Origin of the sequence: Microbulbifer sp. HZ11 (assembly GCF_000708675.1) — a bacterium.
Taxonomy (GTDB): domain Bacteria; phylum Pseudomonadota; class Gammaproteobacteria; order Pseudomonadales; family Cellvibrionaceae; genus Microbulbifer.
Map to the genome: position 1 here is coordinate 44,528 of NZ_JELR01000001.1, position 25,304 is coordinate 69,831.

19 protein-coding genes are annotated in these 25,304 nt (G+C 58.2%); 16 read left to right on the top strand and 3 right to left on the bottom strand.

All coding sequences use genetic code 11. The features are described from left to right. Window positions 1-343 precede the first annotated feature (343 nt). From AU11_RS00200 to AU11_RS00275, 16 genes are all read left to right on the top strand, one after another. Window positions 344-3,487, top strand: coding sequence for a FimV/HubP family polar landmark protein (locus AU11_RS00200; RefSeq protein ID WP_043315486.1), 3,144 nt, complete (start codon window positions 344-346; stop codon window positions 3,485-3,487). A gap of 124 nt (window positions 3,488-3,611) precedes the next feature. Continuing rightward, on the top strand, window positions 3,612-4,499 hold the full coding sequence (gene truA, locus AU11_RS00205) for a tRNA pseudouridine(38-40) synthase TruA (RefSeq protein ID WP_043315489.1): 888 nt from the start codon (window positions 3,612-3,614) through the stop codon (window positions 4,497-4,499). A gap of 167 nt (window positions 4,500-4,666) precedes the next feature. Next, on the top strand, window positions 4,667-5,320 hold the full coding sequence (locus tag AU11_RS00210; RefSeq protein WP_043315492.1) for a phosphoribosylanthranilate isomerase: 654 nt from the start codon (window positions 4,667-4,669) through the stop codon (window positions 5,318-5,320). A gap of 3 nt (window positions 5,321-5,323) precedes the next feature. After that, window positions 5,324-6,544 (top strand): tryptophan synthase subunit beta, encoded by a 1,221-nt coding sequence (gene trpB, locus AU11_RS00215; protein ID WP_043315493.1) that lies wholly within the window; start codon window positions 5,324-5,326, stop codon window positions 6,542-6,544. Between the two features lie 11 nt (window positions 6,545-6,555). Next, window positions 6,556-7,368, top strand: a complete 813-nt coding sequence (trpA, locus tag AU11_RS00220; protein ID WP_231491368.1) for a tryptophan synthase subunit alpha — start codon at window positions 6,556-6,558, stop codon at window positions 7,366-7,368. Window positions 7,369-7,632: 264 nt separating this feature from the next. After that, on the top strand, window positions 7,633-8,487 hold the full coding sequence (gene accD / locus AU11_RS00225; RefSeq protein WP_043315499.1) for an acetyl-CoA carboxylase, carboxyltransferase subunit beta: 855 nt from the start codon (window positions 7,633-7,635) through the stop codon (window positions 8,485-8,487). 240 nt (window positions 8,488-8,727) lie between these two features. After that, window positions 8,728-9,990, top strand: coding sequence for a bifunctional tetrahydrofolate synthase/dihydrofolate synthase (folC, locus tag AU11_RS00230; RefSeq protein ID WP_043315501.1), 1,263 nt, complete (start codon window positions 8,728-8,730; stop codon window positions 9,988-9,990). A 40-nt stretch (window positions 9,991-10,030) separates the two neighbouring features. Further along, a complete protein-coding gene (locus AU11_RS17580) occupies window positions 10,031-10,738 on the top strand; it encodes an SPOR domain-containing protein (protein ID WP_051686812.1) in 708 nt (235 codons plus the stop codon). A 167-nt stretch (window positions 10,739-10,905) separates the two neighbouring features. Next, entirely contained in the window at window positions 10,906-11,403 is a 498-nt protein-coding gene (locus AU11_RS00240; protein ID WP_043315503.1) for a CvpA family protein, read from the top strand. A 68-nt stretch (window positions 11,404-11,471) separates the two neighbouring features. Next, the gene (purF, locus tag AU11_RS00245) at window positions 11,472-12,956 is read left to right on the top strand and encodes an amidophosphoribosyltransferase (RefSeq protein WP_043315506.1); all 1,485 of its coding nucleotides are present in this window, start codon (window positions 11,472-11,474) and stop codon (window positions 12,954-12,956) included. 557 nt (window positions 12,957-13,513) lie between these two features. Continuing rightward, window positions 13,514-14,698: an O-succinylhomoserine sulfhydrylase gene (locus tag AU11_RS00250; RefSeq protein ID WP_043315508.1), complete on the top strand. Its 1,185-nt coding sequence runs from the start codon at window positions 13,514-13,516 to the stop codon at window positions 14,696-14,698. A gap of 98 nt (window positions 14,699-14,796) precedes the next feature. Then, on the top strand, window positions 14,797-15,708 hold the full coding sequence (locus AU11_RS00255) for a MoxR family ATPase (RefSeq protein ID WP_043315510.1): 912 nt from the start codon (window positions 14,797-14,799) through the stop codon (window positions 15,706-15,708). Window positions 15,709-15,730: 22 nt separating this feature from the next. Beyond that, a complete protein-coding gene (locus tag AU11_RS00260) occupies window positions 15,731-16,750 on the top strand; it encodes a DUF58 domain-containing protein (RefSeq protein ID WP_051686813.1) in 1,020 nt (339 codons plus the stop codon). After that, window positions 16,747-18,801 (top strand): DUF3488 and transglutaminase-like domain-containing protein, encoded by a 2,055-nt coding sequence (locus tag AU11_RS00265; RefSeq protein ID WP_043315512.1) that lies wholly within the window; start codon window positions 16,747-16,749, stop codon window positions 18,799-18,801. The genes AU11_RS00260 and AU11_RS00265 overlap by 4 nt, the downstream gene beginning before the upstream one ends. Before the next feature lie 134 nt (window positions 18,802-18,935). Further along, window positions 18,936-20,186, top strand: a complete 1,251-nt coding sequence (locus AU11_RS00270) for an MFS transporter (protein ID WP_043317749.1) — start codon at window positions 18,936-18,938, stop codon at window positions 20,184-20,186. A 45-nt stretch (window positions 20,187-20,231) separates the two neighbouring features. Further along, entirely contained in the window at window positions 20,232-21,218 is a 987-nt protein-coding gene (locus AU11_RS00275; protein WP_043315514.1) for an HPP family protein, read from the top strand. Window positions 21,219-21,256: 38 nt separating this feature from the next. On the opposite strand, the gene AU11_RS00280 is transcribed toward AU11_RS00275, so the two are convergent. From AU11_RS00280 to AU11_RS00290, 3 genes are read right to left on the bottom strand one after another with little or no spacing between them, the layout of a single operon-like run. Further along, a complete protein-coding gene (locus AU11_RS00280; RefSeq protein WP_043315517.1) occupies window positions 21,257-23,011 on the bottom strand; it encodes an alpha-amylase family glycosyl hydrolase in 1,755 nt (584 codons plus the stop codon). Window positions 23,012-23,057: 46 nt separating this feature from the next. Beyond that, a complete protein-coding gene (locus AU11_RS00285; RefSeq protein WP_043315520.1) occupies window positions 23,058-24,281 on the bottom strand; it encodes a glycosyl transferase in 1,224 nt (407 codons plus the stop codon). A 33-nt stretch (window positions 24,282-24,314) separates the two neighbouring features. Further along, window positions 24,315-25,163: a mannosyl-3-phosphoglycerate phosphatase gene (locus AU11_RS00290; RefSeq protein WP_043315523.1), complete on the bottom strand. Its 849-nt coding sequence runs from the start codon at window positions 25,161-25,163 to the stop codon at window positions 24,315-24,317. Between the last annotated feature and the right edge of the window lie 141 nt (window positions 25,164-25,304).

A 25,304-nucleotide genomic window follows, 5' to 3' on the forward strand; every position in this document is an offset into this window, starting at 1 on the left:
CTTAGCGGCCTTTCTGAAGGTTTCTTCTTAACTTTGGACCAATGATTGGCCCTGTGATTGATCATTTTGGGGCATGGCGACACTTGGGGGTGCCGCAGGTCGGGTTAGGTGATAATTCGGATAGGCTGCGTCTTTTTCGGGGGGTGACTCTTTCGCTAGCGGTTGCTGGTCAATCGAAGAAAGTTTCGCCGGAGAGTAGAGCCTGGTGTCTCAGCGCCGGTTCTTTTGAGTAATTTTTGTGCACTGAAAGTGGCACAAGTCGGAAACTGTTGGTTGCTTGGGATAAGGCTGAGTGATTTTTGAGCAGTTGCCGGCGTGATTCTAACAATAAAGGGAATCGGATATGCGTGTGCAAAAGCTGGCACTTGCGGTGGGTCTGGTCAGCGCACTGGGTGGAAATGGGGCTCTGGCACTCGGTCTGGGTGAAATCAAACTGAATTCTACCCTCAACCAGCCACTCGATGCAGAGATCAAACTGCTGCAAACCCGCGGCCTGGGCGAAAATGAAATCAAAGTTCGCCTGGCGAGCACCGAAGACTTCGAGCGTGCTGGTGTCGACCGAGGTTACGCCCTCGACGGCATCCGCTTCGATGTGGACTACTCCAGCGGTCAACCGGTTGTTCGTATCACCAGTCGCACCCCAATTCGCGAGCCGTTCCTGAATTTCCTGGTGGAAACCCGTTGGCCCAGTGGTCGTCTGCTGCGTGAATACACCCTGCTGATGGACCTGCCGGCCTTCTCGACCAATACCGCATCGCAGCCGGTGCGCGCCGCTGAACGCGAGCGTCAGCAAGTGCAACGCAGCACCCCCGTGCAAAAACCGATTCAGCCGACGGTGCAGCGAGCTCCCGAGCCCGTGCAGGCACCGGTTGAGCAGCCTGCACCAGAAGAGTACGCCGCTCCTCAAGAGAGCGCTGCCGAACAGCCGCAGCAGCCCGTGTACGAGGAGCCAACGGAAACATACAGCGAGCCGCAGACCGCTACCGACTCTGGCAGCCGCGTCTATGGCCCGGTTGAGGCCAACAAAACTCTTTGGGAAATTGCCCGCGATAGTCGTGAATCTCGAGACCTGTCTGTACAGCAGACCATGCTGGCAATTCAGCGCCTTAACCCTGAAGCGTTTATCAACAACAATATCAATCTGCTGAAGAAAGGCGCGGTACTGCGCCTGCCCACTGCAGATGAGGTGCGCAACCTTTCTCTGACCGAAGCGGTGTCCCAGGTTGCAACTCAGAATGATGCCTGGCGCGAACGTGTGGGCGATGCGGATGTGACTGGTGCACCGCTGGATGCCCGTGCCACCGTCGAAGAGACCGTTGAAAGTGATGTGCTGGAAGGTCGCGTTTCCCTGGCTGCGCCGGGTGACAACGAATCTGTGTTGTCCGGTTCCGGCAGTGGCTCCAGCGAAAGCGAGGCGCTCGAAGGTGAGCTCGCGGTTACCGAAGAGGAGCTGGATAAGTCTCGCCTCGAAAGTGCCGAACTGCAGGAGCGCATTGGTGAGCTCAATGAGCAGATCGACACCATGGAGCAGTTGGTCGAGGTCTCCAATGAAGAGCTGCAGGCGGTGCAGGCTGCGGCGGAGCAGACCAACGAGGCACTGGAGTCTGAAACCGAAGTCGACGGTTTCGAATCCGAGTCCGAGTCCGAGTCTGAACTGGAGCCGGACGTGTCCGGTGAGACTGCCAACGACACTGCCGCACTCGATGGTGCAGGTGCGGAGGCCAGTGACGCTGTCGATGCCACAGAAGCGGAAGTAACCGAGACCGCGGAAGCGGAACCGGAAGTCGAGGAAGAGACGGGCCGCAATCGCGTGGTCGTCCAGACTCGCCCCGAGCCGACACTGGTTGAGCGCATCATGGATAACATTGTGCCCATCGGTATAGGCGCGGGCGCACTGCTGGCCGGTCTGTTTGGGTTTATGAGCTGGCGCCGCCGCCAGGAAGAAGAGGAAGCCATCCGCCAGGTTGAGGCGGAAATGGCTGCGGAGCGTGCGCAAGAAGAAGCTCCGGAAGAACCCTATGAAGACGACACCCTGGTGGCTGTTGAAGAGTTTGAAGCGAACGACAACTTCGATCTCGATCAACTGAGCGAAGTGGAAACCGATGATCCGGTAGCGGAAGCGGAAATTCACCTGTCGCTGGATCAGTATCAGGAGGCGGAAGCAAAGCTGCTCGCGGGCCTCAAGTCTGCACCGGAAAATGTCGACGCGCGTCTGATGCTGTTGGAGGTGTACGCCCACCAGCAGAATGCCGACCAGTTTGATGATCACTACCGTCAATTGCTGAGTTACAGTGACGGCCCGGCGGCGGACCGCGCCGCACGTCTGCGGGAAACTATCGCCGGTATCGGCGCGTTTGTTGCGCCGGAAAACGACTTTTCCAGTGAGTCACTGGAAGCCGCCCAGTTGGACGATATGGGCGCAGACTTCGATAACATTGAAGCGAGCTTTGACGACCTCGATGAGTTCTCAGCCACTGGGAAAAGCGACAGTTCGGGCGCTCAGAACAGTGACCTTGACTCACTGGATGACCTTTCCCTGGAGCTTGGCAGTGAAGATGCCGCGACGGCACCTTCCGACGACGAGTTCTCGCTTGATCTGGACCTCGGCGATGACCTGTCCCTGGATGGCGTCGAGGAAACGCCCGCGGCAAGTGCGCAACCAGCGGAGGACGATTTCACCCTGGACCTGGGTTCCGATCTGGAGCTGGAGGCAGACAAACCGGCTGCACAACAGGCTGCAGAAACTTCTCAGGAAGCCGACGATTTCAACCTTGATGACCTGATGGCCGATGGCGAACTCGACCTGGAGAGTCTGGAAAGCCTGGATCTTGATGGCGACTTGGACTTGTCTAGTGAGGGCGCCACAGCACCTGCCGACGCAGAAGTGGATGACGGTGGTCTGGAGTTCGATCTTGATCTGACGCCGATGGACGACACTGATGAGTCAGCGGTTGCTGACGACAGTGCTGCGTCCGCGGAAGTTGAGCCCCCCCAGGGCGAACCGGAACTCGGCACGTTTGACGGTGAGCTGGATGGCGACCTGGAAGAGAGCTTCGGTGATGACCTCGGAAGCCTGGACCTCGACAGTATCGATCTTGGTGAATTTGAGTTGGAAGGGGAAGCCGAATCCTCGGCCGCTGCGCAGGTTCCATCATCTGCAGCGCAGTCCGAAGTGGCCAGTGAGCAGGATCTGGATCTCGCGGTCATGGAACAGCCGGCAGCGCCGAGCAGTTCCTCCAGCAGTCAGCCCGCTCAGGAGTCTTCCTCGGAGTTGGGTGACCTGAGTTTTGACCTGGAGGGTGACCTGGATTCTGAGCTCAATCTGCTGGAAGGCAGTGACGAAGTCAGTACCAAGCTGGAATTGGCACAGGCTTACCTGGATATGGGTGACAAAGACGGCGCCCGCGAAATCCTCGGAGAAGTTGTGGAAGAGGCTGCGGGTGAACATCAGCAGCGTGCCAAGGATATGCTGGAGCGCATGAGCTAAGCGCATCAGGTCGCCCATTTCTACATAGTTATTCACGCTGTCTACAGCAACAACACTTTGACCCCGCCTGTGCGGGGTCTTCTTTTTTGCGCGCCAGGTTTTCGGGTCCGTGTAAAATTCGCCCATGATGAACAAGATTTACCACTACAAACCCAACGGTGAAGTGCCGGAGGGGGAGTCACTGCCGGAAGGATTGCGCCGCATCGCGTTGGGTGTGGAGTACTGTGGCACCCGACTGCGCGGCTTTCAAAAGCAAAAGCACGACCCCCAGACCGTGCAGGAGACGCTGGAAAATGCGTTATCTAGAGTGGCGGCTGAGCCCGTCACTCTGGTGTGTGCCGGCCGTACCGACGCAGGGGTACATGCCACCGGCCAGGTGATCCATTTCGATACCACCGCTGTACGCCCCACCAAGGCGTGGATCCAGGGGGTAAATACCCAGATGCCATTCGATGTGCGGGTGCACTGGGCCACAGAGGTGCCAGCGCAATTTCATGCGCGTTTTTCCGCGCGTAACCGCACTTACCGCTATCTGATACACAGCGCGCCGACGCGCGCGGCGCAGGCCGCGAGCGAGGTGACCTGGACCGAGCGCACACTGGACATTCAGGCGATGCGCGAAGGTGCCCAACATCTGATTGGCGAGCACGATTTCAGTAGTTTTCGTGCGGCTCAGTGCCAGGCGAAATCCCCGGTGCGGCGGCTTACCCGGCTGGATATTGGCCGGGTAGGGCAGTTGATTGTATTGGAGGTGAGTGCCACGGCGTTTCTGCACCACATGGTGCGCAATATTACCGGGGTATTGATGGCGGTCGGGCGCGGCGATCGCGCGCCAGGGTGGGTGAGCGAGGTGCTTGCCGCGCGAGATCGCACTGCTGCCGGTGTCACCGCCGCACCCCACGGTCTGTATCTGGTCGACGTACAGTACCCGTCGGAATTTTCACTTCCGGCCATGCCACCTGGTCCGCTGTTGGTACCGCAACCTTTGGGTACCATCGGCAGCGCGGAGTAATCCTGGCGAACGGGAGGGAGCACTGACCTGCGCGTTTCGTCGCGCCCGCCGATCTGCTAGTATCGCCTGCTCTCCAAATTCTTATGCTGCCAGCGTCCGGGAAGTTCGACGTATCGCGTCGGTCTGGCGGTACAGGTGTGTCATTCCACACAGACGATTAATGGATTATGCGCGTAAAGATCTGCGGAATTACCAGTGTCGAAGACGCTCGCCTGGCGGTGGATGCCGGTGCGGACGCGTTGGGGCTGGTGTTCTATCCGCCTAGCCCCCGCCATGTAACCGCTGAACGTGCGGCAGAAATTGCCAGTGCGGTATCTCCGTTTGCGGTACTGACCGGTCTGTTCGTGGATGCGCATCCGCAGGACGTGGAAGATATCCTGAAACTGGTGCCGCTGAATTTGCTGCAATTTCACGGCGATGAGAACGCGCCCTATTGCCGTCAGTTCCACCGCCCGTACATGAAGGCCCTGCGCATGAAGCCCGGACTGGATCCGGTGGAAGCCATGGCCGCCTATCCCGATGCCCGTGGCATCCTGCTGGATGCCTATCGCAAGGGAGTCCCCGGTGGTACCGGAGACACTTTTGACTGGCAGCGCGTACCGCAGGGCAGTGACCGCCACATCATTCTGGCCGGTGGCCTCAACCTCGAGAATGTGGCCGAGGCCATTGCTGCGGCGAACCCTCACGGTGTGGATGTCAGCGGCGGTGTGGAAGCCGCCCCGGGCCGCAAAGATCCCCATAAAGTGCGCGCATTTATTCGTGCCGCCCGTAACGCCGCAGGCAGCGGCGCGCGCAGTAACGCATTGACCCAAGGAGTTTGAGCAGTGACTAAACCCAGTTCGCCCATCGATTTCGGGGCCTATCCGGATGCCCGCGGGCATTTCGGCGAGTTCGGTGGACGCTTCGTCTCCGAGACCCTGATCAGTGCCCTCGATGAACTGCAGGAAATGTACCAGCGGCTGAAAAACGACGCGGATTTCCAGGCAGCCTTCGACTATGACCTGGCCCACTATGTGGGACGCCCTTCGCCGCTTTATCTGGCGGAGCGGCTGACGGAATCCGCGGGCGGGGCAAAAATCTGGCTCAAGCGGGAAGATCTGAACCATACCGGCGCACACAAGGTGAACAACACCGTGGGCCAGGCGCTGCTGGCCAAGCACAGTGGCAAAAAACGCGTAATTGCGGAAACCGGGGCAGGCCAACACGGTGTGGCCACAGCGACCGTTGCCGCGCGCCTGGGCCTGAAATGCGCGGTGTACATGGGTGCGGAAGACGTCAAACGTCAGTCCCCCAATGTGTACCGCATGAAGTTGCTGGGGGCGGAAGTGATCCCGGTAGAGTCCGGTTCCAAGACCCTGAAAGACGCCATGAACGAAGCCATGCGCGACTGGGTGACCAATGTAGACGATACCTTCTACATTATCGGCACCGTGGCCGGCCCGCATCCGTACCCGCAGCTGGTGCGCGACTTCAATTCCATCATCGGCCGCGAAGCGCGCCGTCAGAGCCTGGAGCAGTTTGGCCAGTTGCCCGACGCACTGGTTGCCTGCGTCGGCGGCGGCTCCAACGCCATCGGCCTGTTCCACCCGTTCCTCGGTGACGAGTCCGTGAAAATGTACGGCGTTGAGGCCGGCGGCGACGGCCTGGAAACCGGCCGCCATGCAGCACCGCTGAATGACGGCGTACCCGGTATTCTGCACGGCAACCGCACCTACCTGATGGAAGATGAGGACGGTCAGATCATTGAGACGCACTCGGTGTCAGCCGGTCTCGATTATCCGGGTGTGGGCCCCGAGCACGCCTGGTTGCACGATATTGGTCGTGTGGATTATGTCACTGCCAATGACGATGAAGCGCTGACTGCGTTCCGCACCCTGACCCGTAAGGAAGGCATCATTCCTGCACTGGAATCCAGTCACGCGGTGGCATACGGCCTCAAGCTCGCGGCCACCATGCGCCCGGATCAGAATATTGTGGTGAACCTGTCCGGTCGTGGTGACAAGGATATTTTCACCGTAGCCGCCATCGACGGCATCGAAGTGTAAGGAGCGGGATGGTGAGCGAACTGAATAATCGAATTGATCGCCGATTCGCCAAATTGCGCAGTGAAGGGCGCAAAGCGCTGGTGACTTATATCGTTGCCGGTGACGGTGGTCTGGAAAACACCGTGGAGCTGATGCACCAGCTGGTAGCCAGCGGCTCCGACCTGATTGAGCTGGGCGTACCGTTTTCCGACCCGATGGCGGAAGGGCCGGTAATCCAGAAGGGGCACGAGCGCGCGCTGGAGCAGAAGGCTTCTCTGCGCAAATGCCTGGAATTGCTGAAGGAGTTCCGCAGCAGGGATGAGGAGACGCCGGTCATTCTGATGGGGTACGCCAACCCTATCGAGAAAATGGGCGCGGAAGCCTTTGCCGATGCGTTGAAGGAAGCCGGTGGTGATGGCGCCCTGACGGTGGACCTGCCGGCGGAAGAGGCTGGCCCGCTGAACGATCTGTTGAATGCCCGCGAGTTGCGCAACATTTTCCTGTTGACCCCCACCACCAGCGACGAGCGCATTGCACAGATCACTAAGCTGGCCAGTGGCTTTGTCTACTATGTATCCCTGAAGGGCGTCACTGGCGCGGGCCACCTGGATCTGGATTCCGTGCGCGATAACCTCGCACGCATCCGCTGTCATACGAATCTGCCTCTGTGTGTGGGCTTCGGCATCAAAGACGGTGCTTCCGCGAAAGCGGTGAGTGCGGACGGCGACGGTGCGGTGGTGGGCAGTGTGCTGGTTGCCGCGGTGGGCGACTCCGCCGATGGTGCTGCAGCCAAGGACCGCATTGGCGGTATCGTAGCGGAGATGCGTTCCGCCCTCGACGGCTGAGCGTGCTCATCCGGCGATAAATCAAGCGCCAGCTGGCACGCAATGCTTTTTGGCCAGAAAGCCCGATTTTGCGGCTTATCTGGCCAAGTGCAATTTTTTTGAAAGTGGTTTAATTCGCGGTTTTAGAATTGCCGGTCATATAGGCTGGGCCCGGGAAATAGCGGGGTTCCCTGTTAAATTGGGAGCTTTGCCGGCAGTACACGAATTCAGGGCGCTTCGGGTTGGCCGTGGTGCTTAATGGCAAGCATTGGATTTGGTAACAGAATGAGCTGGTTAGAAAAAATTGTTCCGTCTGTGATTCGCACTGAGCGCCGCACTGGCGCCAGCAAGGTGCCGGAAGGTGTGTGGAAGAAGTGCGTCAAGTGCGATTCTACTTTGTACCTGCCGGAGCTGGAGCGCAATCTGGATGTATGTCCGAAGTGCGAACACCACTTCCGTATTGGCGCCCGCCGCCGTCTGGATATGTTTCTCGATGCGGAGCATCGCGAGGAGCTGGCGACGGATGTGGAGCCGGTGGATCGTCTGAAGTTCAAAGACGTGAAGAAGTACAAGGACCGTCTGACCCAGGCGCAGAAGGCGACCGGCGAGAAAGATGCGCTGGTGGCGATGCAGGGTTTGCTGGAGGGCAAGCCGGTAGTTGCGGTGGCATTTGAGTTCGCCTTCCACGGTGGATCCATGGGCTACGTGGTGGGTGAGAAGTTCACTCGTGCGGCCCAGCGCGCGCTGGAAGAAAATATTCCGCTGGTCTGTTTTTCGGCCACCGGTGGTGCGCGGATGCAGGAGGCGTTGATCTCGCTGATGCAGATGGCGAAGACTTCTGCGGTGCTGGAAAAGCTGCGTATGGCGGGTGTGCCTTACATTTCGATCATGACGGATCCGGTGTACGGTGGTGTTTCTGCTTCTCTGGCGTTGCTGGGGGATATCAATGCGGCGGAGCCGGGTGCGCGTGCGGGTTTTGCCGGGCCGAATATCATTGAGCAGACCATTCGTCAGAAACTGCCGAAAGGTTTCCAGCGCGCGGAGTTCCTGCTGGAGCACGGTGCGATCGATATGATTATTCCGCGCAAAGACATGCGGAATACGGTTAGCCGGATTCTGGGCAAGCTATCCAACAACTGATTTTTCCTAGGTCCCGCGCTGATCAAACTCAGTGGCGGGACCGCTGCCGGGTGGGCCTTTGTGAGACACGCCGTGAACCCATCCCTGGGGGCTCTGCGAAAACATCCATGTTTTCGAAGGTCTCACAAAGGCCCACCCGGCAGCGCTCCCTTCGCTTCGGCTTCTTCACTTCGAATCAACTCCCTCTAGTTGTTCTTCCTAGCTAAAATCTTTTCACCTGACCAAATCACCGGTGACCTAATGCGCGACCTTCAATCTTGGCTCTCTCGCCTGGAAAAACTCCACCCCACAGAAATTGAACTCGGCCTGGAGCGTGTGTCCTCCGTTGCGCGTGTGCTGGGTGTGGAAACGCCGGCGCGCCGGGTGATTACCGTGGGTGGCACCAACGGCAAGGGGAGTTGTGTGCGCACCATGGAGGCACTGTTGCGCGCCGGGGATCACACCGTGGGCGCCTACAGTTCGCCACATTTGCTTCGCTTCAACGAGCGTATTCGCATCGACGGCGAGGAGGTTGCGGACGAGCAATTGATCGCGGCATTTGAGGCGGTGGATCAGGCCCGTGGGGATGTGAGCCTTACGTATTTCGAGTTCACCACGCTGGCGGCGTTCTGGCTGTTCAAGCAGGCAGGGGTCGACTTTGCCTTGCTGGAGGTGGGGCTGGGTGGTCGCCTGGATGCGGTCAACATCGTCGATCCGGATATTTCGATCATTACCAGTGTGGCGGTGGATCACGAGGCCTGGTTGGGGAGTGACCGGGAGGTGATTGGCCGGGAGAAGGCGGGGATTTTGCGTGCGGGTAAGACATTTGTGTGTGCGGACCCGCAGCCGCCGGCTTCGGTCATTGATATTTCCGGCAAGCTTGGCTGTGAGAGCTTTTTTATTGGACATGAGTTTTCCCTGCGCGATGGGGAGTATGCGTTGCAGGCGGAGCCGGCGTTGCGTTTTGGTGTGCCGGAACTGCAGTTGCCGCCGGCCAGTGTGGCGGCGGCGGTGACGGCGTTGGCGATCGCGGGTGAGTTACCGGGGGCGGAGCAGGTGTGCGAGGTGTTGGAAACACTGCGGATGCCGGGGCGTTGTCAGGCGGTGCACTGGCAGGATCGCAATCTGTTGCTGGATGTGGGACACAACCCGGCGGCGGCTGGATATCTGGCGGATTGGCTGGAGCGTCATCCGGTGTCTGGGCGCACGGTGGCACTGGTGGCGGTGATGGCGGACAAGAATCTGGGTGGATTGGTTGAACCGCTAAAAGACACTGTGGATTACTGGTTTCCGGCACTGTTGCCGGACAACCCGCGCGCGGCGGGTGCGCAGCAGATTCTGCAGGGGCTCGCTGCCGTGGGAGTTGCCGGGGAGCGGGTTTCCGATCGCTGCGCGCCGGTGGCGGAACAGTTGCCGGTGGCATTGGGAGCAATAGGTGAAGCAGACAGGTTGCTTGTCTTTGGTTCTTTCTTTACCGTTGCGGAGGTATTGTCGGAAATAGAGCGGCTCGGTGGAGCCCGATAGTTCTTCTATAGCCCCTCCAACAGCCCAAGAGAGCAGACACATGGCCGGCCGGGACAGCGATTCCTATTCCAACACGCAACAACGCCATGGCGGCACGCCGCGTCGGCTAAACGACGGGGTCAAGCAGCGTATTGTCGGCGCGCTGGTGCTTGCGGCGCTTGCGGTGATTTTCCTGCCGACGCTGTTCGATCGGGAAGGGGCGCGCTATATCGATGTCACCAGCCAGATTCCGCCCCCCCCCGATATCAAGCCGATCTCCATTGCCGAGCCGCAGCCGGTCGCAGATATCGAGCCGGCGCCGCCAGTGAATGAGGTATTCCAGCCCGATTTCGTAGAGCAGGCGGGTCCAGCACCGGATCCGGAAGCGGTTTCGCTTGAGCCAGAGGTGCCTGCCGAGCCGGAACCCGTGACGCATGCTGAACCAGCCCCCGCTGAGCCATCAGCCGCGCAGACCACTGCGCAATTGCAATTGCCGGCAGAGGAAACCCAGCTGGATGAGCAGGGGTTACCGGAAGGTTGGGTTATTCAGGTGGCGGCCTATAAAGAAGCGACCAGTGCAGACCGTATGCGCACGAAACTGATGGATGCGGGGTTCCGTGCCTATACCCGCGCCGTGGATACACCCAAGGGGCGTTTTGTGCGGGTATTTGTGGGGCCCAAGTTGAGCAGGGTGGACGCTCAGTCGGAAAAGCAGAAGCTGGACAAACTACTCAAGACCGAGACCCTGATACTGCGATACCGGGCCTGATACCACCCGCTGATGCGTGACCTTACCATGCACTCCTTTTGCCGGGTCTTTTCCAGTACCTGTCAGTGAATTCGGCCAATGGATTTGGTGAACTGCTTCACTGGTCCCGGTCGGTAAGTTAGAATGCGCGCTCTTCGCGGCAGCCGCCGCGTAGCAGGTAGGGTTGAATGAACTGGGCTGACTGGACCATTCTGGCAATCGTCGCCATCTCCACGCTGATCGGCTTGAGCCGAGGCTTCGTGCGCGAAGTACTGTCGCTGCTCACCTGGGTGGCGGCATTCGTAGTGGCGATGATGTTTCGCGACCAGCTGGCGCCATTGCTCTCCAACCTCGTCGATACGCCTTCACTACAGGCCATTGCCGCCTTTTCCATACTGTTCATCTTTACCCTGCTGGCAGGAGCCGGCCTGAATATGACTCTGTCTGCGTTCGTAGAGGCTACCGGCCTGTCGGGCACTGACCGGGTGTTGGGTATGGTGTTTGGTCTGTTTCGCGGCTGCATCATCGTGATGGCGTTGCTGATCTTTGCTCCGGCGCTGGCGCCGGTGGATCAGGACGGCTGGTGGCAGCAATCGACGTTCATACCGCATTTTCTCGAATTTGAGGACCGCGCGCGCGAAGCGGCAGGCGCGATCAAGGATTTCTTCGCAGGGCAAATTGACTGATCGATGGGCTGCGGGAGGCGGCGCGGGATCACCATGACCATTTCGAATTGACTGGGGTTATCTGAAGTATGTGTGGCATCGTTGGAATCGTCGGTAAGAGTGACGTCAATCTGCAGTTGTACGACGCGCTCACTCTGTTGCAGCACCGTGGCCAGGACGCCGCCGGCATCGTCACCTGTGATGGCGACCGCCTGAATCAGCAAAAGGCCAATGGCCTGGTGCGCGACGTCTTCCGCGCGCGCCATATGCAGCGCCTGACCGGCAACTTCGGTATCGGTCATGTGCGCTACCCAACCGCCGGAAGCTCCGGCCCGGCACTGGCCCAGCCGTTCTACGTCAACTCCCCCTACGGCATCGCCATGGCCCACAATGGCAACCTCACCAACGTCAACGAGGTGAAGGATCAGATCTTCCAGCAGGACCTGCGCCACATTAACACCGATTCCGACTCCGAAGTCCTGCTCAACGTATTTGCCCACGAGCTGCACAAGCAGCACAAACTCCAACCCAAAGCCGAAGACATCTTCACCGCCATGCGTGCCGTGCACAAACGTGTACGCGGTGGCTACGCCTGTGTGGCGATGATTGTTGGCTACGGCGTAGTGGCCTTCCGCGACCCCAACGGCATCCGTCCGCTGGTGTACGGCAAGCGCGAGACCGATAAGGGCACCGAATATATGGTGGCCTCGGAATCCGTAGCGCTGGACGTGCTCGGCTACACCCTGGTGCGCGACGTTGCGCCGGGTGAATGTATCTACATCGAGCTGGACGGCACTGTGCACTCCGAGCAGTGTGCGGAAAACCCGCAACTGCGTCCGTGTATTTTCGAACACGTATACTTTGCCCGCCCGGACTCCATCATGGACGGCGTTTCCGTACACAAGGCGCGCCTGCGTCAGGGTGAGCACCTGGCCGAGAAAATCCTGCGTGAGCGCCCGGACCACGATATTGATGTAGTGATCCCGATCCCGGATTCCTCCCGCTCCGCGGGCCAGATGGTGGCGCACCGTCTGGGCGTGAAATTCCGGGAAGGCATGGTGAAGAACCGCTATATCGGCCGTACCTTTATCATGCCGGGTCAGAAGCAGCGTAAAAAGTCTGTTCGCCAGAAGTTGAACCCGATCGAGCTGGAATTCCGCGGTAAGAATGTATTGCTGGTGGACGATTCCATCGTGCGCGGGACTACCTGTAAGCAGATCATCCAGATGGCGCGCGATGCGGGTGCCAACAAGGTGTATTTCGCCTCTGCCGCTCCGGCGGTGAAATACCCGAACGTGTACGGCATCGATATGCCTTCTGCCACCGAGCTGGTTGCCCACAACCGCACCACCGAAGAAGTGTGTGAAGAGATCGGTGCAGACTGGCTGATTTATCAGGACCTCGATGAGCTGATTGTTTCTTCTGCTGACGGTAATACCGAAATCAAGGAATTCGATTGCGCGGTTTTCGATGGCAAGTACATCACCGGCGATGTTACCGAAGAGTACCTGGACAGCCTGCATGCGGCGCGTAACGACAACGCGAAAGGGAAAGGCAACGAGAGTTCGCTGTAAGCTCTAATAAAGCTTTCTCTTTTTATATTTCGGCCCACCCATCGGTGGGCCGAAGCGTATTTGCCAATCGCTAAGGCGCTGATGCCGGGAGTTGTTTGCGAGACCTTCCGCGAGAGGGACCTCGCGGAAGAGCCCCCATGGATGGGTTCACGGCGTGTCTCGCAAACAACTCCCGGCAGCAGTGCCGCCAGTGCACTACCTACGTAGCTCTCCATACCGCGGTGGTAAAAAGAGCTTCGTTTTTGCCAGTATTGGCGACAGAGCAGCGGGGATCCGTTTTCAAAACCGCTGTGAATACCCGCAAGCGGGCCCGGCCGCCAATCGCAGATGGGCGTCGTTCGGCTGCGTGCGAAGCAGTGCTTCGCAAACACTTGCCTCACCCATGTAGGCTGCGTCGGCGACGTCCCTGTCGCCGACGCTTTTGAAAACGGATCCCCGCTACTCTGTCTTCGCATTAAATCTATTTACTTCGTAGCTTTGGTGATTCGACCTGCCTAAGTCGCCTTCATGGGTTAAGATTACCGGCTCAGCAATTTCTAACCCGGGACGGTTAATCCATGTTTGAAGACGACGGCTACGCACTGGAAACTCTGGCGGTACGGGCAGGCCAGAGCCGGTCGGCGGAAGGCGAGCACGCCGAGCCTATCTACACCACCTCCAGTTACGTCTTTCCCTCCGCGGCAGAAGCCGCCGCGCGTTTCTCCGGGGATTCTCCCGGCAATGTCTACTCGCGCTACACAAACCCCACCGTGCGTATGTTTGAAGAGCGTATCGCCGCGATGGAAGGCGGGGAGGCGGCAGTGGCGACTTCGAGCGGTATGGCGGCGATCTTGAGCCTCTGTATGGCCACCCTGAAAAGCGGCGACAAGGTGATCTGTTCCCGCAGCGTATTCGGTACCACCACCGCGCTGTTTACCCGCTACATGATCAAATTCGGGGTGAAAGTCAGCTTCGTGGAACTGACCGACTTCCAGGCCTGGAAAGACGCGCTGGATGGCGATACCAAACTGCTGTTTATGGAAACGCCGTCCAACCCTCTGTGCGAAGTCGCCGATATCCGCGCCATGGCGGATCTTGCCCACAGCGCAGGTGCGCAACTGGTGGTTGATAACTGCTTCTGTACCCCCGCACTGCAGCGCCCGCTGGAGCTGGGCGCCGACATTGTTGTGCACTCCGCCACCAAATTCCTCGACGGCCAGGGCCGTTGTCTGGGCGGTGTAGTTGTGGGCAAGAAAGAGGTAATGGACGAAGTCGTCATATTCCTGCGCACCTGTGGCCCCAGCCTGAGCCCATTCAATGCCTGGGTCTTCTTGAAAGGTCTGGAAACGCTAAACCTGCGGATGCGCGCCCACTGTACCAGCGCACTGGATATCGCCTGGTGGCTGAAGGAGCAGGGGGCGGTGGAGAAGGTCAATTACGTCGGCCTGCCCAGCCATCCCAACCACCAGCTTGCGGCGGCGCAGCAGAGTGGCTTTGGCGCGGTATTCAGTTTCACCGTTGCCGGTAGTCGTGAGGAAGCCTGGAAGGTGATCGATGCCTGCAAGATCTTCTCGGTAACCGCTAACCTGGGTGACGCCAAAAGCACCATCGTGCACCCGGCCACCACCACTCACGGCCGTTTGAGCGATGAGGATAAAGAGAAGGCAGGTATTACCGAGAACCTGATCCGCGTCTCCGTCGGGCTGGAAAATGTCGAAGACCTGAAAGCCGATCTGGCGCGAGGCTTGTCGGCACTCGCGTAAAAGAGTCACAATGGCGCGGAATGTGACATGATATATGGCCCCGTTTATCCCGGGGCCTATCATTTACTGAAGAAAAACCGAGCAGTAATGGATTTGCCGTGCAAAAAATCATCTCCGCTATTGTCGATGACATCGGCAAGGTCCTGTTAGGAAAAGAACATCAGGTGAAGTTGGCGCTGGCCTGTCTGCTGGCCCGCGGCCACCTGTTGATCGAAGACCTGCCGGGTATGGGCAAGACCACCCTGGCGCACGCACTCGCTCAGGTGCTGGGGCTCAGCTACAAGCGTGTCCAGTTCACCAGCGATATGCTCCCTGCGGATATTATCGGTGTCAGTATTTTTGAGCGGGAATCCGGTCAGTTCCGTTTCCACGAGGGCCCGGTGTTCAGCCAGGTGCTGCTCGCCGACGAAATCAACCGCAGCTCGCCGAAAACCCAGAGTGCGTTGCTGGAAGCGATGGAGGAACGCCAGGTCAGTGTCGATGGTGAAACCCGCCCGCTGCCCGAGCCGTTCTTCGTGATTGCTACCCAGAACCCGCTACAGCAGTCCGGTACGTTTGTTCTGCCGGAATCCCAGCTCGACCGATTCCTGATGCGCATCAGCCTCGGTTACCCCACCCGCGAAGCCGAACGCGCCCTGTTCAAAGGCGTTGATCCACGCGCGCAGCTGGCGCAGATCAAGCCACGTATCAATACCGATGGGTTGCGCAAACTTCAGAGCCTGGTGAACCAGGTCAAGGCCTCCGACTCCCTGCTGGATTATCTGGAGCGTCTGGTACAGCACACGCGTCAGAGTGCAGAATGTGGTGTCGGCCTATCTCCGCGGGGTGCGCTGGCACTACTGCACGCCGCGCGCGCCTGGGCATTGATTCACAACCGCAGCCACCTGCTGCCGGAGGATCTGCAGGCGGTGCTACCATCTGTCGCCGGCCATCGATTGCAGAGTGACGGTACCGATGGTACCCAATTGGTGGAGCGTATGATGCACCAGGTAGACATCATCGCCGCCTGAGGCAAATGGGGTTTTCGCACACGTGCTCGATAAAGTCTCTTTTGAAGCCTCTGCCAGCGAACCCTCTGGCTCTTTGAGTGCTGGTGCTCTAAACCGGCGTTGGCTCCGCTGGCTGGACCGGCGCCTGCCGGCGGCGCCCAGTGTCACGCTCAACCATCGCAAACTGTTCGTTCTGCCCACTGCCGCGGGCATGGGTTTCCTGTTACTGATTTTGCTGTTGTGGCTACTCGGCACCAATTATGAAAATAATCTGGTGCTTGCACTGGTATTCCTGTTGGTGGGGTTGATGGTCGTCTTGCCGGTGCACACCTTTGCCAATCTTTCCGGTCTTAAACTGCGCCTGCAGGACGTTGATCCCGCCTTTGCCGGGGATTTCGGCATTGCGAAAATCGCAGTGGAAAAAACCGGCAAGCGCACACACGAAAGAGTGCGCCTGAACTGGCCACCGGAAGAGGGAGGATTGGTGGATGTTAGTGGTGGTGAGCCTGTCGAAGTCCGCCTGGACCTGCCGCTGGTCCGGCGTGGCAAGGTGCGCGCTCCGCGTATTCGGGTAGAGAGCCGCTTTCCCCTGGGGTTGTTCAAGTGCTGGAGCTGGGTGGACCTGGATGTGGAATTTCTGGCGTACCCACAACCGAAGTCATCGGGCCCACTGCCCTGGGGCGTCAGTGTGGGCGAGGGGGAGCAGGAGAAAAGCTTTTCTGCCGGCGGCGATGATTTCGCCGGCCTGAAAAATTATCAGCCGGGTGACTCACTGCGGCACGTCGCGTGGAAACAGTTTGCCGGGGGACGTGACCTGTACAGCAAGGAATACGCCTCCGGCAGTGATGCCCGCCTGTGGCTGGACTGGGATCTTCTGGCAGGGCGCGAGCCCGAGGTCCGCCTGAGCAATCTGTGTGCCTGGGTGCTGGAGGCGGAGCGTGCTCAGGTAGCCTATGGATTGCGGCTTCCCGGCCTGACGGTGGAACCTGCACTGGGTAGCGCCCATCGGCACAAAGTGCTGAGTGCGTTGGCGCTGTTTCCGGTAAAAGGCGTTGTCGGATGAGTGTGCATAGTGGGCAATTACAGACATTGTTGCCGCGAGAGAGCCTGCTCTGGGTCTTCGCCGCGCAACTGGTGGTGCTGTTGCCGCACTTCGCTCATCTTCCCATCTGGTTAGTATTTGCCTGGTGTATCGCCGTTTACTGGCGCCTTGAAGTGTTTCGCGGGCGGCGGGAAATTCCCGGGCGTGTGGTCAAACTGGTGGCGGTCAGTCTGGCGGTGGCGGGTTTGGCGATGACGTATCGGCGCTGGTTTGCGCTTGAGCCCATGGTGGCGCTGCTGGCGGTGTCTTTCACTCTAAAAAATATCGAACTCCTGAGTCGGCGAGATGCAATGCTCAGCCTGATGTTGGCCTACTTTCTTGCCGCGACCCTGTTTGTATTCGATCAGACGATTCCCTATGCGCTCTATGGTGTGTTCAGCCTGCTGGTGATCACCGCCGCCCTGGTAGCGCAGCAGGGCAGTGGTAGTGCGCGTGCCGGTCGGGCTTTGGGGCTGTCTGCAAAGCTACTTGCGCAGGCGGTGCCGGTAATGCTGGTGCTGTTTGTGGTCATGCCCCGCCTCGGGCCTCTGTGGGCGGTACCGCAAAATACCTCCGCTGCTTCCACCGGAATCAGTGACTCCATGAGCCCGGGGGATTTCAGCCGCCTGTCCAAATCCGACAAGCCCGCACTGCGCATCTCTTTCGACGGCCCGGTACCGCCGCCGGAGCAGCGCTACTGGCGTGGGTTGGTGTACACCCACTTTGACGGCCGCCGCTGGAGTGAACCGGGGATTACCGGTAATCGCTGGGCCGGTCGCCGTTCCCGTGTGCGGGGTGAGGGCGAACAAAGTCTGCCCGCGGTAGGGCCACGCTATCGTTATCAGGTCATTCAGGAAGCCAGTCACAATCCCTGGCTGTTTGCCATGGCAACCCCCCATTCCGGTACCCGGGGGGTGCGTACCACTGACGAAGATACCCTGATATATCGGAATCCGGTGGGTAGCCGGCTGGCCTACGATGTGCGCTCCTGGCCCCGGGACAGTATTCCCGCACAGTCTCAATTGAGCGCGGCTGAGCTGCGCCGCCATCTGCAGCTGCCGGATTCTGGAAACCCAGAGGCCCGGGCCTGGGCAGTCGCGCGGCGGCAAGAGGGAATGGATGCGGAAGCCATTTCCCAGGCACTGCTGACCATGTATAACCGCAGTTTTACCTACACCCTGCAGCCACCTGCCTTGGGCGCCAACACGGTGGACGAGTTTCTGTTCGGTACCCGGCAGGGATTCTGTGAACATTTCGCCAACAGCTACGTATTTACCATGCGCGCCGCCGGCGTGCCTGCTCGGGTGGTGGCGGGCTATCAGGGAGGCGAGTGGGTAGAGCAGCAGGAATATCTGCTGGTGCGCCAGTACGACGCGCACGCCTGGGCGGAAATCTGGCTGCCGGAGCGCGGCTGGGTACGTGTGGATCCCACCGCTTCCGTAGCGCCCCAGCGAATTCGCGACGGCCTGCAGAGTGCCGCGGCCGAAGAATTCATGCAGGATGCGTTTTTGCCACTGCATAAAATTCCCTTTGTTACGCGCCTGCGGCTGCAGTGGGACATGATCAATTACCGTTGGTATCGCACGGTGGTGAGCTTCGATGCCGAGCGCCAGGAAGGCCTGTTGCGTCGCCTTCTGGGAGAAATATCCCCCTTGCGTGTGGCGATCTTCCTGGGGACTCCGATGGCAATCGCTCTGGTGGCATTGCTGATCTGGCTGAAACTGTCCAGTCGTGGTCCCGCGCTAGCGCCGGCGGACCGGGTGTACCTGCGCTTTTGCAAGCGCATGGCGCGTGCAGGATTGCCGCGCAACCCCGGTGAGGCCCCGGGAGATTACGCACGGAGGGTCGAACGGGAATGGCCGGCACTTGGTCTCATGGTTCTACGTATCACCCTCGCCTATGAGAAGGCCGCTTTCGCCGATGACACTGGAGCACTCAAACAGCTGCGGCGTCTGGTGCGAGTCTTCTGGCCGCTGCGGCTTTCCGCGCGCTCTGGTATTTCCACCAATTCTCTACCGACGTCGGCACGTTGATCGGTAAGTTGAGCTGGAGCGCGTACGAGGTAAAAACACCGGGTAAAAGTGTGGGACAATAGCGCCCCATTTTTGCAACTGCTGGCAAAGCTCAGGGGCGGCCGCGGTGAGTGATTGATTTTCCGGATTCTGCAATGGCTTTTCCCGCACTGGCGGCTCGACTACGCACCTTCCTGCTCGGCTTCAGCGGCACCTCTCTGGCTACTGGCCTGCAGGTGATATTGCTGCCGTGGATTGCCGTGTCGGTAGTGGAGTTGCCCGCTTTGCAATTGAGCTGGGTGCAGGCATCCGTTTTACTTCCCAATCTGATTTTTCTTCTATTTGGTGGCGCCCTGGCGGATCGCTTCGATGCTGCGCGTGTCGCCGCGTTATCTTGCCTCGGGTTGGCTCTGTGTCATGGGGCGCTGGCATTTTTTCTTGTGGATTCCATACCCAGTTTGACGTTACTGCTGGCGTACGGAGTCAGCCTCGGTTTTTTCACCGCTTTTCTGCAGCCTGCACGGGAAAACCTGGTACAGCGCGGAGCCCGCAAGCCGGACGTGGGTACGCCGCTTCAGGAGAGTCATGTGCAACATCTGGTGACCTGGATGATGATGGCTCAATACGGCGGTCAGGCAATGGGGATGCTTCTGGCCAGCCGCTTCGATCACTGGGGGGCAGAACCGCTGCTGATGGTCCAGGTGGGTGTGCTGATTGGGGCAGCGGTATTGTTCTATTGCCTGCGCGAAAATGATCCGGCTAAGCAAGTGTCTGCGAAAAAATTACCGTCTGCGTTGCTGGAAGGGTTTGCGGAAGTGCGTAAGAGTCGCGCCATTTTTGAACTGGTGTTGCTGGTGGGCTTTAACGGCCTGGTACATATCGGTGTGTTTTTGGTGGTGTTGCCATTGATGGCTGAAAGTTACGGCCGCGGCGCCAGCTACTACGCGTCGCTGCAGATTGCCTTTGTGGTGGGTACTGTATTGGCCACCATCACTATGTTACGGCGGGGACAGGGGGACCAACCGGGGCGCGGTGTTCTGATGTGCCTGCTGTACAGCGCGGCATTACTGATTGCCATCAGTTTTGGCCCCACCGCACTTGGTCTGATGCTGTTGTGTGCCTGCTGGGGTGCGGTGGCGGCGGCCTCCGCGGCGCTTGGTAAATCCATTGTCCAACTACTGGCACCGGAACAGGTGCGCAGCCGAATTATTTCCATTTATCAGTTTTCCCTGTTTGGTTCTGCCGCCATCGGTGCGCTTGCTGCAGGTATCATAAGTGAATTTACCGCGCCACTGGCCACATTGTGGTGGGCGGGAATCTTCAGCCTGCTTGCCTTTGTGCTGGTCTGGCTAAGCGGCGCACTGCGCCACTTGAACGTCCGCTCCTACGATAATCCGAAACCTTAACGTCCACATCAATTCATAGCGCCATTTTGACCAACGGGGGTTACTTTGCGTCTGATCAGCGAGCTGCGCGCCTATCTGGGTATTGAAAAAAACAACACCAGCCATCGCGAAAAACTGATTTCGGCCCTGGGAGCGGCACTGGCAATTCTCGGGGTGTTCTGGGTGACTCAGCGGGCGCTGTCTGCGGGTGTCATCGATATCTCCACCAGCTATTTCATCATTGCTTCCATGGGGGCCAGTGCCGTATTGCTGTTTGCGGTTCCCCATGGCGCACTTTCCCAGCCGTGGTCGCTGGTGGGTGGGCATCTGGTCTCGGCCCTGGTGGGTGTTCTCTGTCACCGCTGGATTGGTGTCGAGCTGCTGGCGGCGGCCATGGCGGTAGGGGTTGCGGTTGCGGCCATGTACTACCTCCGTTGTATCCACCCACCTGGCGGTGCCACGGCCCTGACAGCCGTTACCGGCGGTGAAGCGGTGTATCAATTGGGGTTTGATTTTCTGCTGGTACCGATTTTGACCAATGCCCTGTTGATCCTCGCCGTGGCGGTTGCGTTTAACAGCCTGTTTCACTGGCGCCGTTACCCGGTGCATCTCGGGCGGCGGCGAAAATCTCCCGTTACTGCGGAGCCTGAATCTCGTGAAACCGAAATTACCCAGGAAGATTTTGCCGCGGCGATTCAGGAACAGGATTCTTACGTGGACATCACAGCCGAAGGGCTTACCGAATTACTGGAATTGGCCAAGCAGCATGCGGAGCGCAACGTGGTTCACCCACAGGAGATTGTGGGCGGGCGTTGTTACAGTAATGGCAAGTTGGGCAAACTGTGGAGTGTGCGGCAGGTGGTGGACGAATCTCAGGAACCACCGCCGACCAAGGACCGCGTCATTTATAAAGTCCTCGCCGGGGAAGGCGCCTACGATACCGGTATCTGCCTGCGTGAGGAGTTTCGTCAGTGGGCGCGCTTCGAAGTGCAGCTGAAGGGCGGGCACTGGGTAAAATCCCGCGATAGTGTGGACGACGAACACCCCGAATGACGGAGGTCCGTCGCACTGCCTGTGCTTAATAGACGTCACTACCAGCGGTTGCTGATCCACATGGTCTGATACGGATCCAGCGTCACTGTCGCCAGCATATCGTCGAATATCGCATCACTGATCAAATCTTTCCATTGGTCTGTGCCAATCAGGTTGATGGCGTTCAGATGAATGGTGTGGGGCTGATCGGAAATATTGTTCAGGCAGAAAATACTCTGCCGGCGATCCAGACTCTGGCGCCAGAACGCAAACACCTGATCACCAAGGTGCAGGGTAAACTGGGTCGCGTTCGGGTGGAACGCCGGCTGTTCACGGCGCAACTGGATCAGCCGGCGCAGTTTGTGAAACACCTGGTGGTGATGGGTCTCCGGATTGGCCAGACGTTCATTCAACTCCTGTTCCTGCCACTGACGACGATTGATGGCGCGGTTGTGGCCGTGTTCCTTCATGCGCTCATAGTCATTGGTGGTGCCCACAAGACTGTGCAGGTAAAACGCCGGAATGCCCTCAAGTGCCAGCATAATCGCATGGGCGCAAATAAATCGGTTCAGTTGCCAGCTATCTTCCCCCTCGGTAGTTCCCTTTAACGCGTCAAATAGGGAAATGTTGATCTCGTAGGGTTTATTGCTGCCGTCATCCAGTGCACGCCAGGAAATCTGCCCGCCAAAATTCTCCATGGTCTGAATCAGGGCTTCCTGCTCGCTGTCATCCAGCAGACCTTCTACTGGCCTCAATCCGATACCGTCGTGAGAGGCGATAAAATTGAAATAGGTTGTACCGTTCTGGGCCGGTGGCATGCTCATCAGCCAGTTTTTCAGATAGCGGCAGTTTCCGGTCACCAGGGTGTTGACCAGTAGCGGGGGCAGGGAGAAGTTGTAGATGCAATGTGCTTCGTTGGCATTGCCGAAGTACGACAGGTTCTCCTGATTGGGAATATTGGTCTCGGTAATGATTACCGCGTTGGGGTTGGCATGTTCAATCAGTGTCCGCAATAACCGTACGATTTCGTGGGTTTCTGCGAGATTCAGACAGTTGGTGCCAAGAGTTTTCCAGATAAAGGCAACCGCATCCAGGCGGAATACCCGTACCCCCATATCCAGATACATGCGGATAATATCCACGATCTTGGCCAGGACTTTGGGGTTGGCAAAATTCAGGTCAACCTGGTCGTGACCAAATGTACACCACACATGCCGGGTACCCCGTGGCGTATCGGTGGCGCGCAGTAGGGGGGTAACCCTCGGGCGCACTACTTTCGTGAGGTCTTCTTTCGGGTCCGCCTCAACAAAAAAGTCGCTACCTGGATCAATACCTTCCTGATAATTCAAGAACCATTCATGCTGGGCGGAGCAGTGATTGATGACCAGATCGGCCATCAGGTGGAAGTCGGTACTGATCCGCAGGATATCGCTCCAGTCACCGAGGCTTGGGTCTACCTGCTTATAGGCGGACACCGCAAAGCCGTCGTCACTGGAATAGGGGAAGAACGGTAATATATGCACCGTGTTGATCAGCATTGGAAAATGCGCCTGCAGGAAGTGGTGCAGGGTTTTCAGCGGTGGCTGGTTATCGTTCAGGATACTGTTCCCGTAGGTTATCACCGCGATATCTGTCTGGTCCCAGAGATTCTTATGGGCGATGGGACTCTGGCAGTCTTCGTCCAGACGCATGGTCCGAATCAGTTCCTGAGCAATGGGTTCGACCTCGAGTTCCGGATAGATAAATGCCAGGTGATCCACCACCTTCTGATGTAAAACTTCCTCGATTGGTAAGTTCGCCGTCGGTTGATTCACTGTGTCCCCCGTTGCATTGTGATGCTGGTCTTGCCGTTGTTTTTTGTTATGCGTTGTATTCTTCGTAGTCCGCTTCCACGGCCTGTTTCAGTTGCTTCAGGAATCCGGGTTCGGCACTGGTGATACGGTTCCAGCTTGGTATAAAAGGTGTTTCCATTGGATTGTCCAGAAATGCCTGTCCGGCTTTTACCAGATTGCTGGCAAACAATTCGACGGTCTGCTCTTCTTTGTGAATGTCGAAATTGAGGCCGTTTATGAGGGCATCATTGCGATAGGTTTCCACGAAATCCAGCGCAATACGGAAGTAGGTAGCCTTGATGCTGCGGAAGGTTTCCGAGGAAAAGACGGTGCCCTGGGTGGCCAACTTGCGGAAAAACGATTTGGCTATATCAATGGACATTTTTGATAGGCCGCAATGTTCGTCGTCAAAGGATACATCCTGGTGCTTGTGGTCGTAGGCGTGGGCAATATCTACTTGGCACAGTCGGTTGGTGGAGTAGTTCCGGTGCATTTCAGATAGCACACCGATTTCCAGGCCCCAGTCACTGGGGATGCGCAGGTCGTTGATAACATCGCGGCGGAAGGAAAATTCACCAGCGAGCGAATAGCGGAAGCTGTCCATGTACTCCAGATATTTGGTGTGGCCGTATATTTTCTTTAATGTGCGGATCAGCGGAGTGACAAGGAGACGGCACACGCGGCCGTTGATTTTGCCGTTGGCGACGCGGGAGTAATAACCCTTGCAGAATTCGTAACTGAATTGTGGATTGGCCACTGGATAAAACAGGCGTGCGAGCATCATGCGGTTATATGTGACGATGTCACAGTCATGTAGCGCAATGGCCTCGCCACGACGGGATGCGAGAATATAACCCAGGCAGTACCACACGTTTCGACCTTTCCCCGCATCTTGGGGAGCGAGGCCGTCTCGCTGTAGCTGTGCATCCAGTTCGCGCAGGCGCGGGCCATCATTCCACAATACCCGTACGTGCTGCGGCAGGATTTTGAATTGCTTTAGTGCATCCCGATACTGGTCTTCATTGGCGCGGTCCAGCCCGATCACAATTTCTGAAAGGTAAGGTACTTCTGCCAGTATTTCGAGAATCTTGGGTAGCGCCTCGCCTTCGAGCTCTGAATAAAGAGAGGGAAGCAGCAGGGACATAGGGCGGTGTTTAGAGAAGCGAATCAGGTCCGCTTCCATATCCTCCAGGCTGCGGTTGGAAAGATTGTGCAGGGTCGTGATGTCACCATTCTGAAAAAAATCGGTCACGGTTTGCTTCCTGTTTTACGACGGTAGAAGTTTTTACAAGGGTAGAAGTTCGGTGGCGAGAATGTCCTGAATGGCCAGTGCCCAGCCCAACGGGCCAGTTTCCTGGGTAACGATCAGTTCAGGATGATGAGGTAATTCGGGGGGCGCGTGGGAGGGCGAGCGCACGATAACAGCGACGTCGGCAATCTTCAGCATGTCCAGATCATTGGGCCCGTCGCCACTGGCGATCAGCTTGCACGAACGGTCGGTGTAGTGCTGGTAGGTCTTCTTCAGCAACTTTGTCGCCTGGCCTTTGTCGGTTTGTCCCAACACATGCAGGAAACGTCCGCCCTGGAGAGTGGCGAAGCCGGCGGCATTGGCACGGGCGGCAAAGGCAGCTTTTTCTTGTTCGTTACCGCGCCATAACAGCGGCTCGGAATAGCCGCGGCGGTTGGCCTGTTCCGCTTCACTGGCGTTCAGGCCCGTAGCTGCGACGATTTCCTCATTGCTGGCGGAGGAAAAACTCAGGTAGGGCACACCGTGGCTTTCGCCGTCGTTGTGCAGAAAGTCCACAATGCTCTGGCGCTGTGCGCCTGGCTCCAGCACCCAGTAACCATCCTCTTCCCGTGCCAACTCCGGCTTATTCGGAAAATATCCCGCGGGTATAAAAATCGCCGATCCGTTTTCAACAATAAACGGGTGCTGGTTCTGCAGCGCATCCCGCAGGGCCAGCATTTCATCGCGGGTTTTACTGCTGTTGAGGATCACCGGTATACCGGCGGATTCCAGCTGTTGCAGGGTGGCATCGGCAGGCTGGTGGGAGTAGCTGAAATGATCCAGCAGAGTGCCGTCCAGATCACTGGCGATTAGCCATTGGGTTTTCGGGCTCGCTATTGTCGTCATTCGATTCCGTTTTTCTGGCTTCTTTTTCTGGCCTGGCGTCGGCACGAAAAAATGCGTGCGCTAATTAGGTAATCCAAAAATAGTGCCAGTCAGAGGAAAACGAGCCATTGCACCGGTTCAGAGCAGTGGATTGGCGTCAGA

Excerpts from the sequence above, each read along its gene's own strand:
- AU11_RS00290 (WP_043315523.1), bottom strand. The coding sequence starts at position 25,163 with ATGACGACAATAGCGAGCCCGAAAACCCAATGGCTAATCGCCAGTGAT.
- folC (WP_043315501.1), top strand. The coding sequence starts at position 8,728 with ATGCGCGACCTTCAATCTTGGCTCTCTCGCCTGGAAAAACTCCACCCC.
- AU11_RS00200 (WP_043315486.1), top strand. The coding sequence starts at position 344 with ATGCGTGTGCAAAAGCTGGCACTTGCGGTGGGTCTGGTCAGCGCACTG.
- AU11_RS17580 (WP_051686812.1), top strand. The coding sequence starts at position 10,031 with ATGGCCGGCCGGGACAGCGATTCCTATTCCAACACGCAACAACGCCAT.
- AU11_RS00240 (WP_043315503.1), top strand. The coding sequence starts at position 10,906 with ATGAACTGGGCTGACTGGACCATTCTGGCAATCGTCGCCATCTCCACG.
- purF (WP_043315506.1), top strand. The coding sequence starts at position 11,472 with ATGTGTGGCATCGTTGGAATCGTCGGTAAGAGTGACGTCAATCTGCAG.
- AU11_RS00265 (WP_043315512.1), top strand. The coding sequence starts at position 16,747 with ATGAGTGTGCATAGTGGGCAATTACAGACATTGTTGCCGCGAGAGAGC.
- accD (WP_043315499.1), top strand. The coding sequence starts at position 7,633 with ATGAGCTGGTTAGAAAAAATTGTTCCGTCTGTGATTCGCACTGAGCGC.
- AU11_RS00250 (WP_043315508.1), top strand. The coding sequence starts at position 13,514 with ATGTTTGAAGACGACGGCTACGCACTGGAAACTCTGGCGGTACGGGCA.
- AU11_RS00210 (WP_043315492.1), top strand. The coding sequence starts at position 4,667 with ATGCGCGTAAAGATCTGCGGAATTACCAGTGTCGAAGACGCTCGCCTG.
- truA (WP_043315489.1), top strand. The coding sequence starts at position 3,612 with ATGATGAACAAGATTTACCACTACAAACCCAACGGTGAAGTGCCGGAG.
- AU11_RS00270 (WP_043317749.1), top strand. The coding sequence starts at position 18,936 with ATGGCTTTTCCCGCACTGGCGGCTCGACTACGCACCTTCCTGCTCGGC.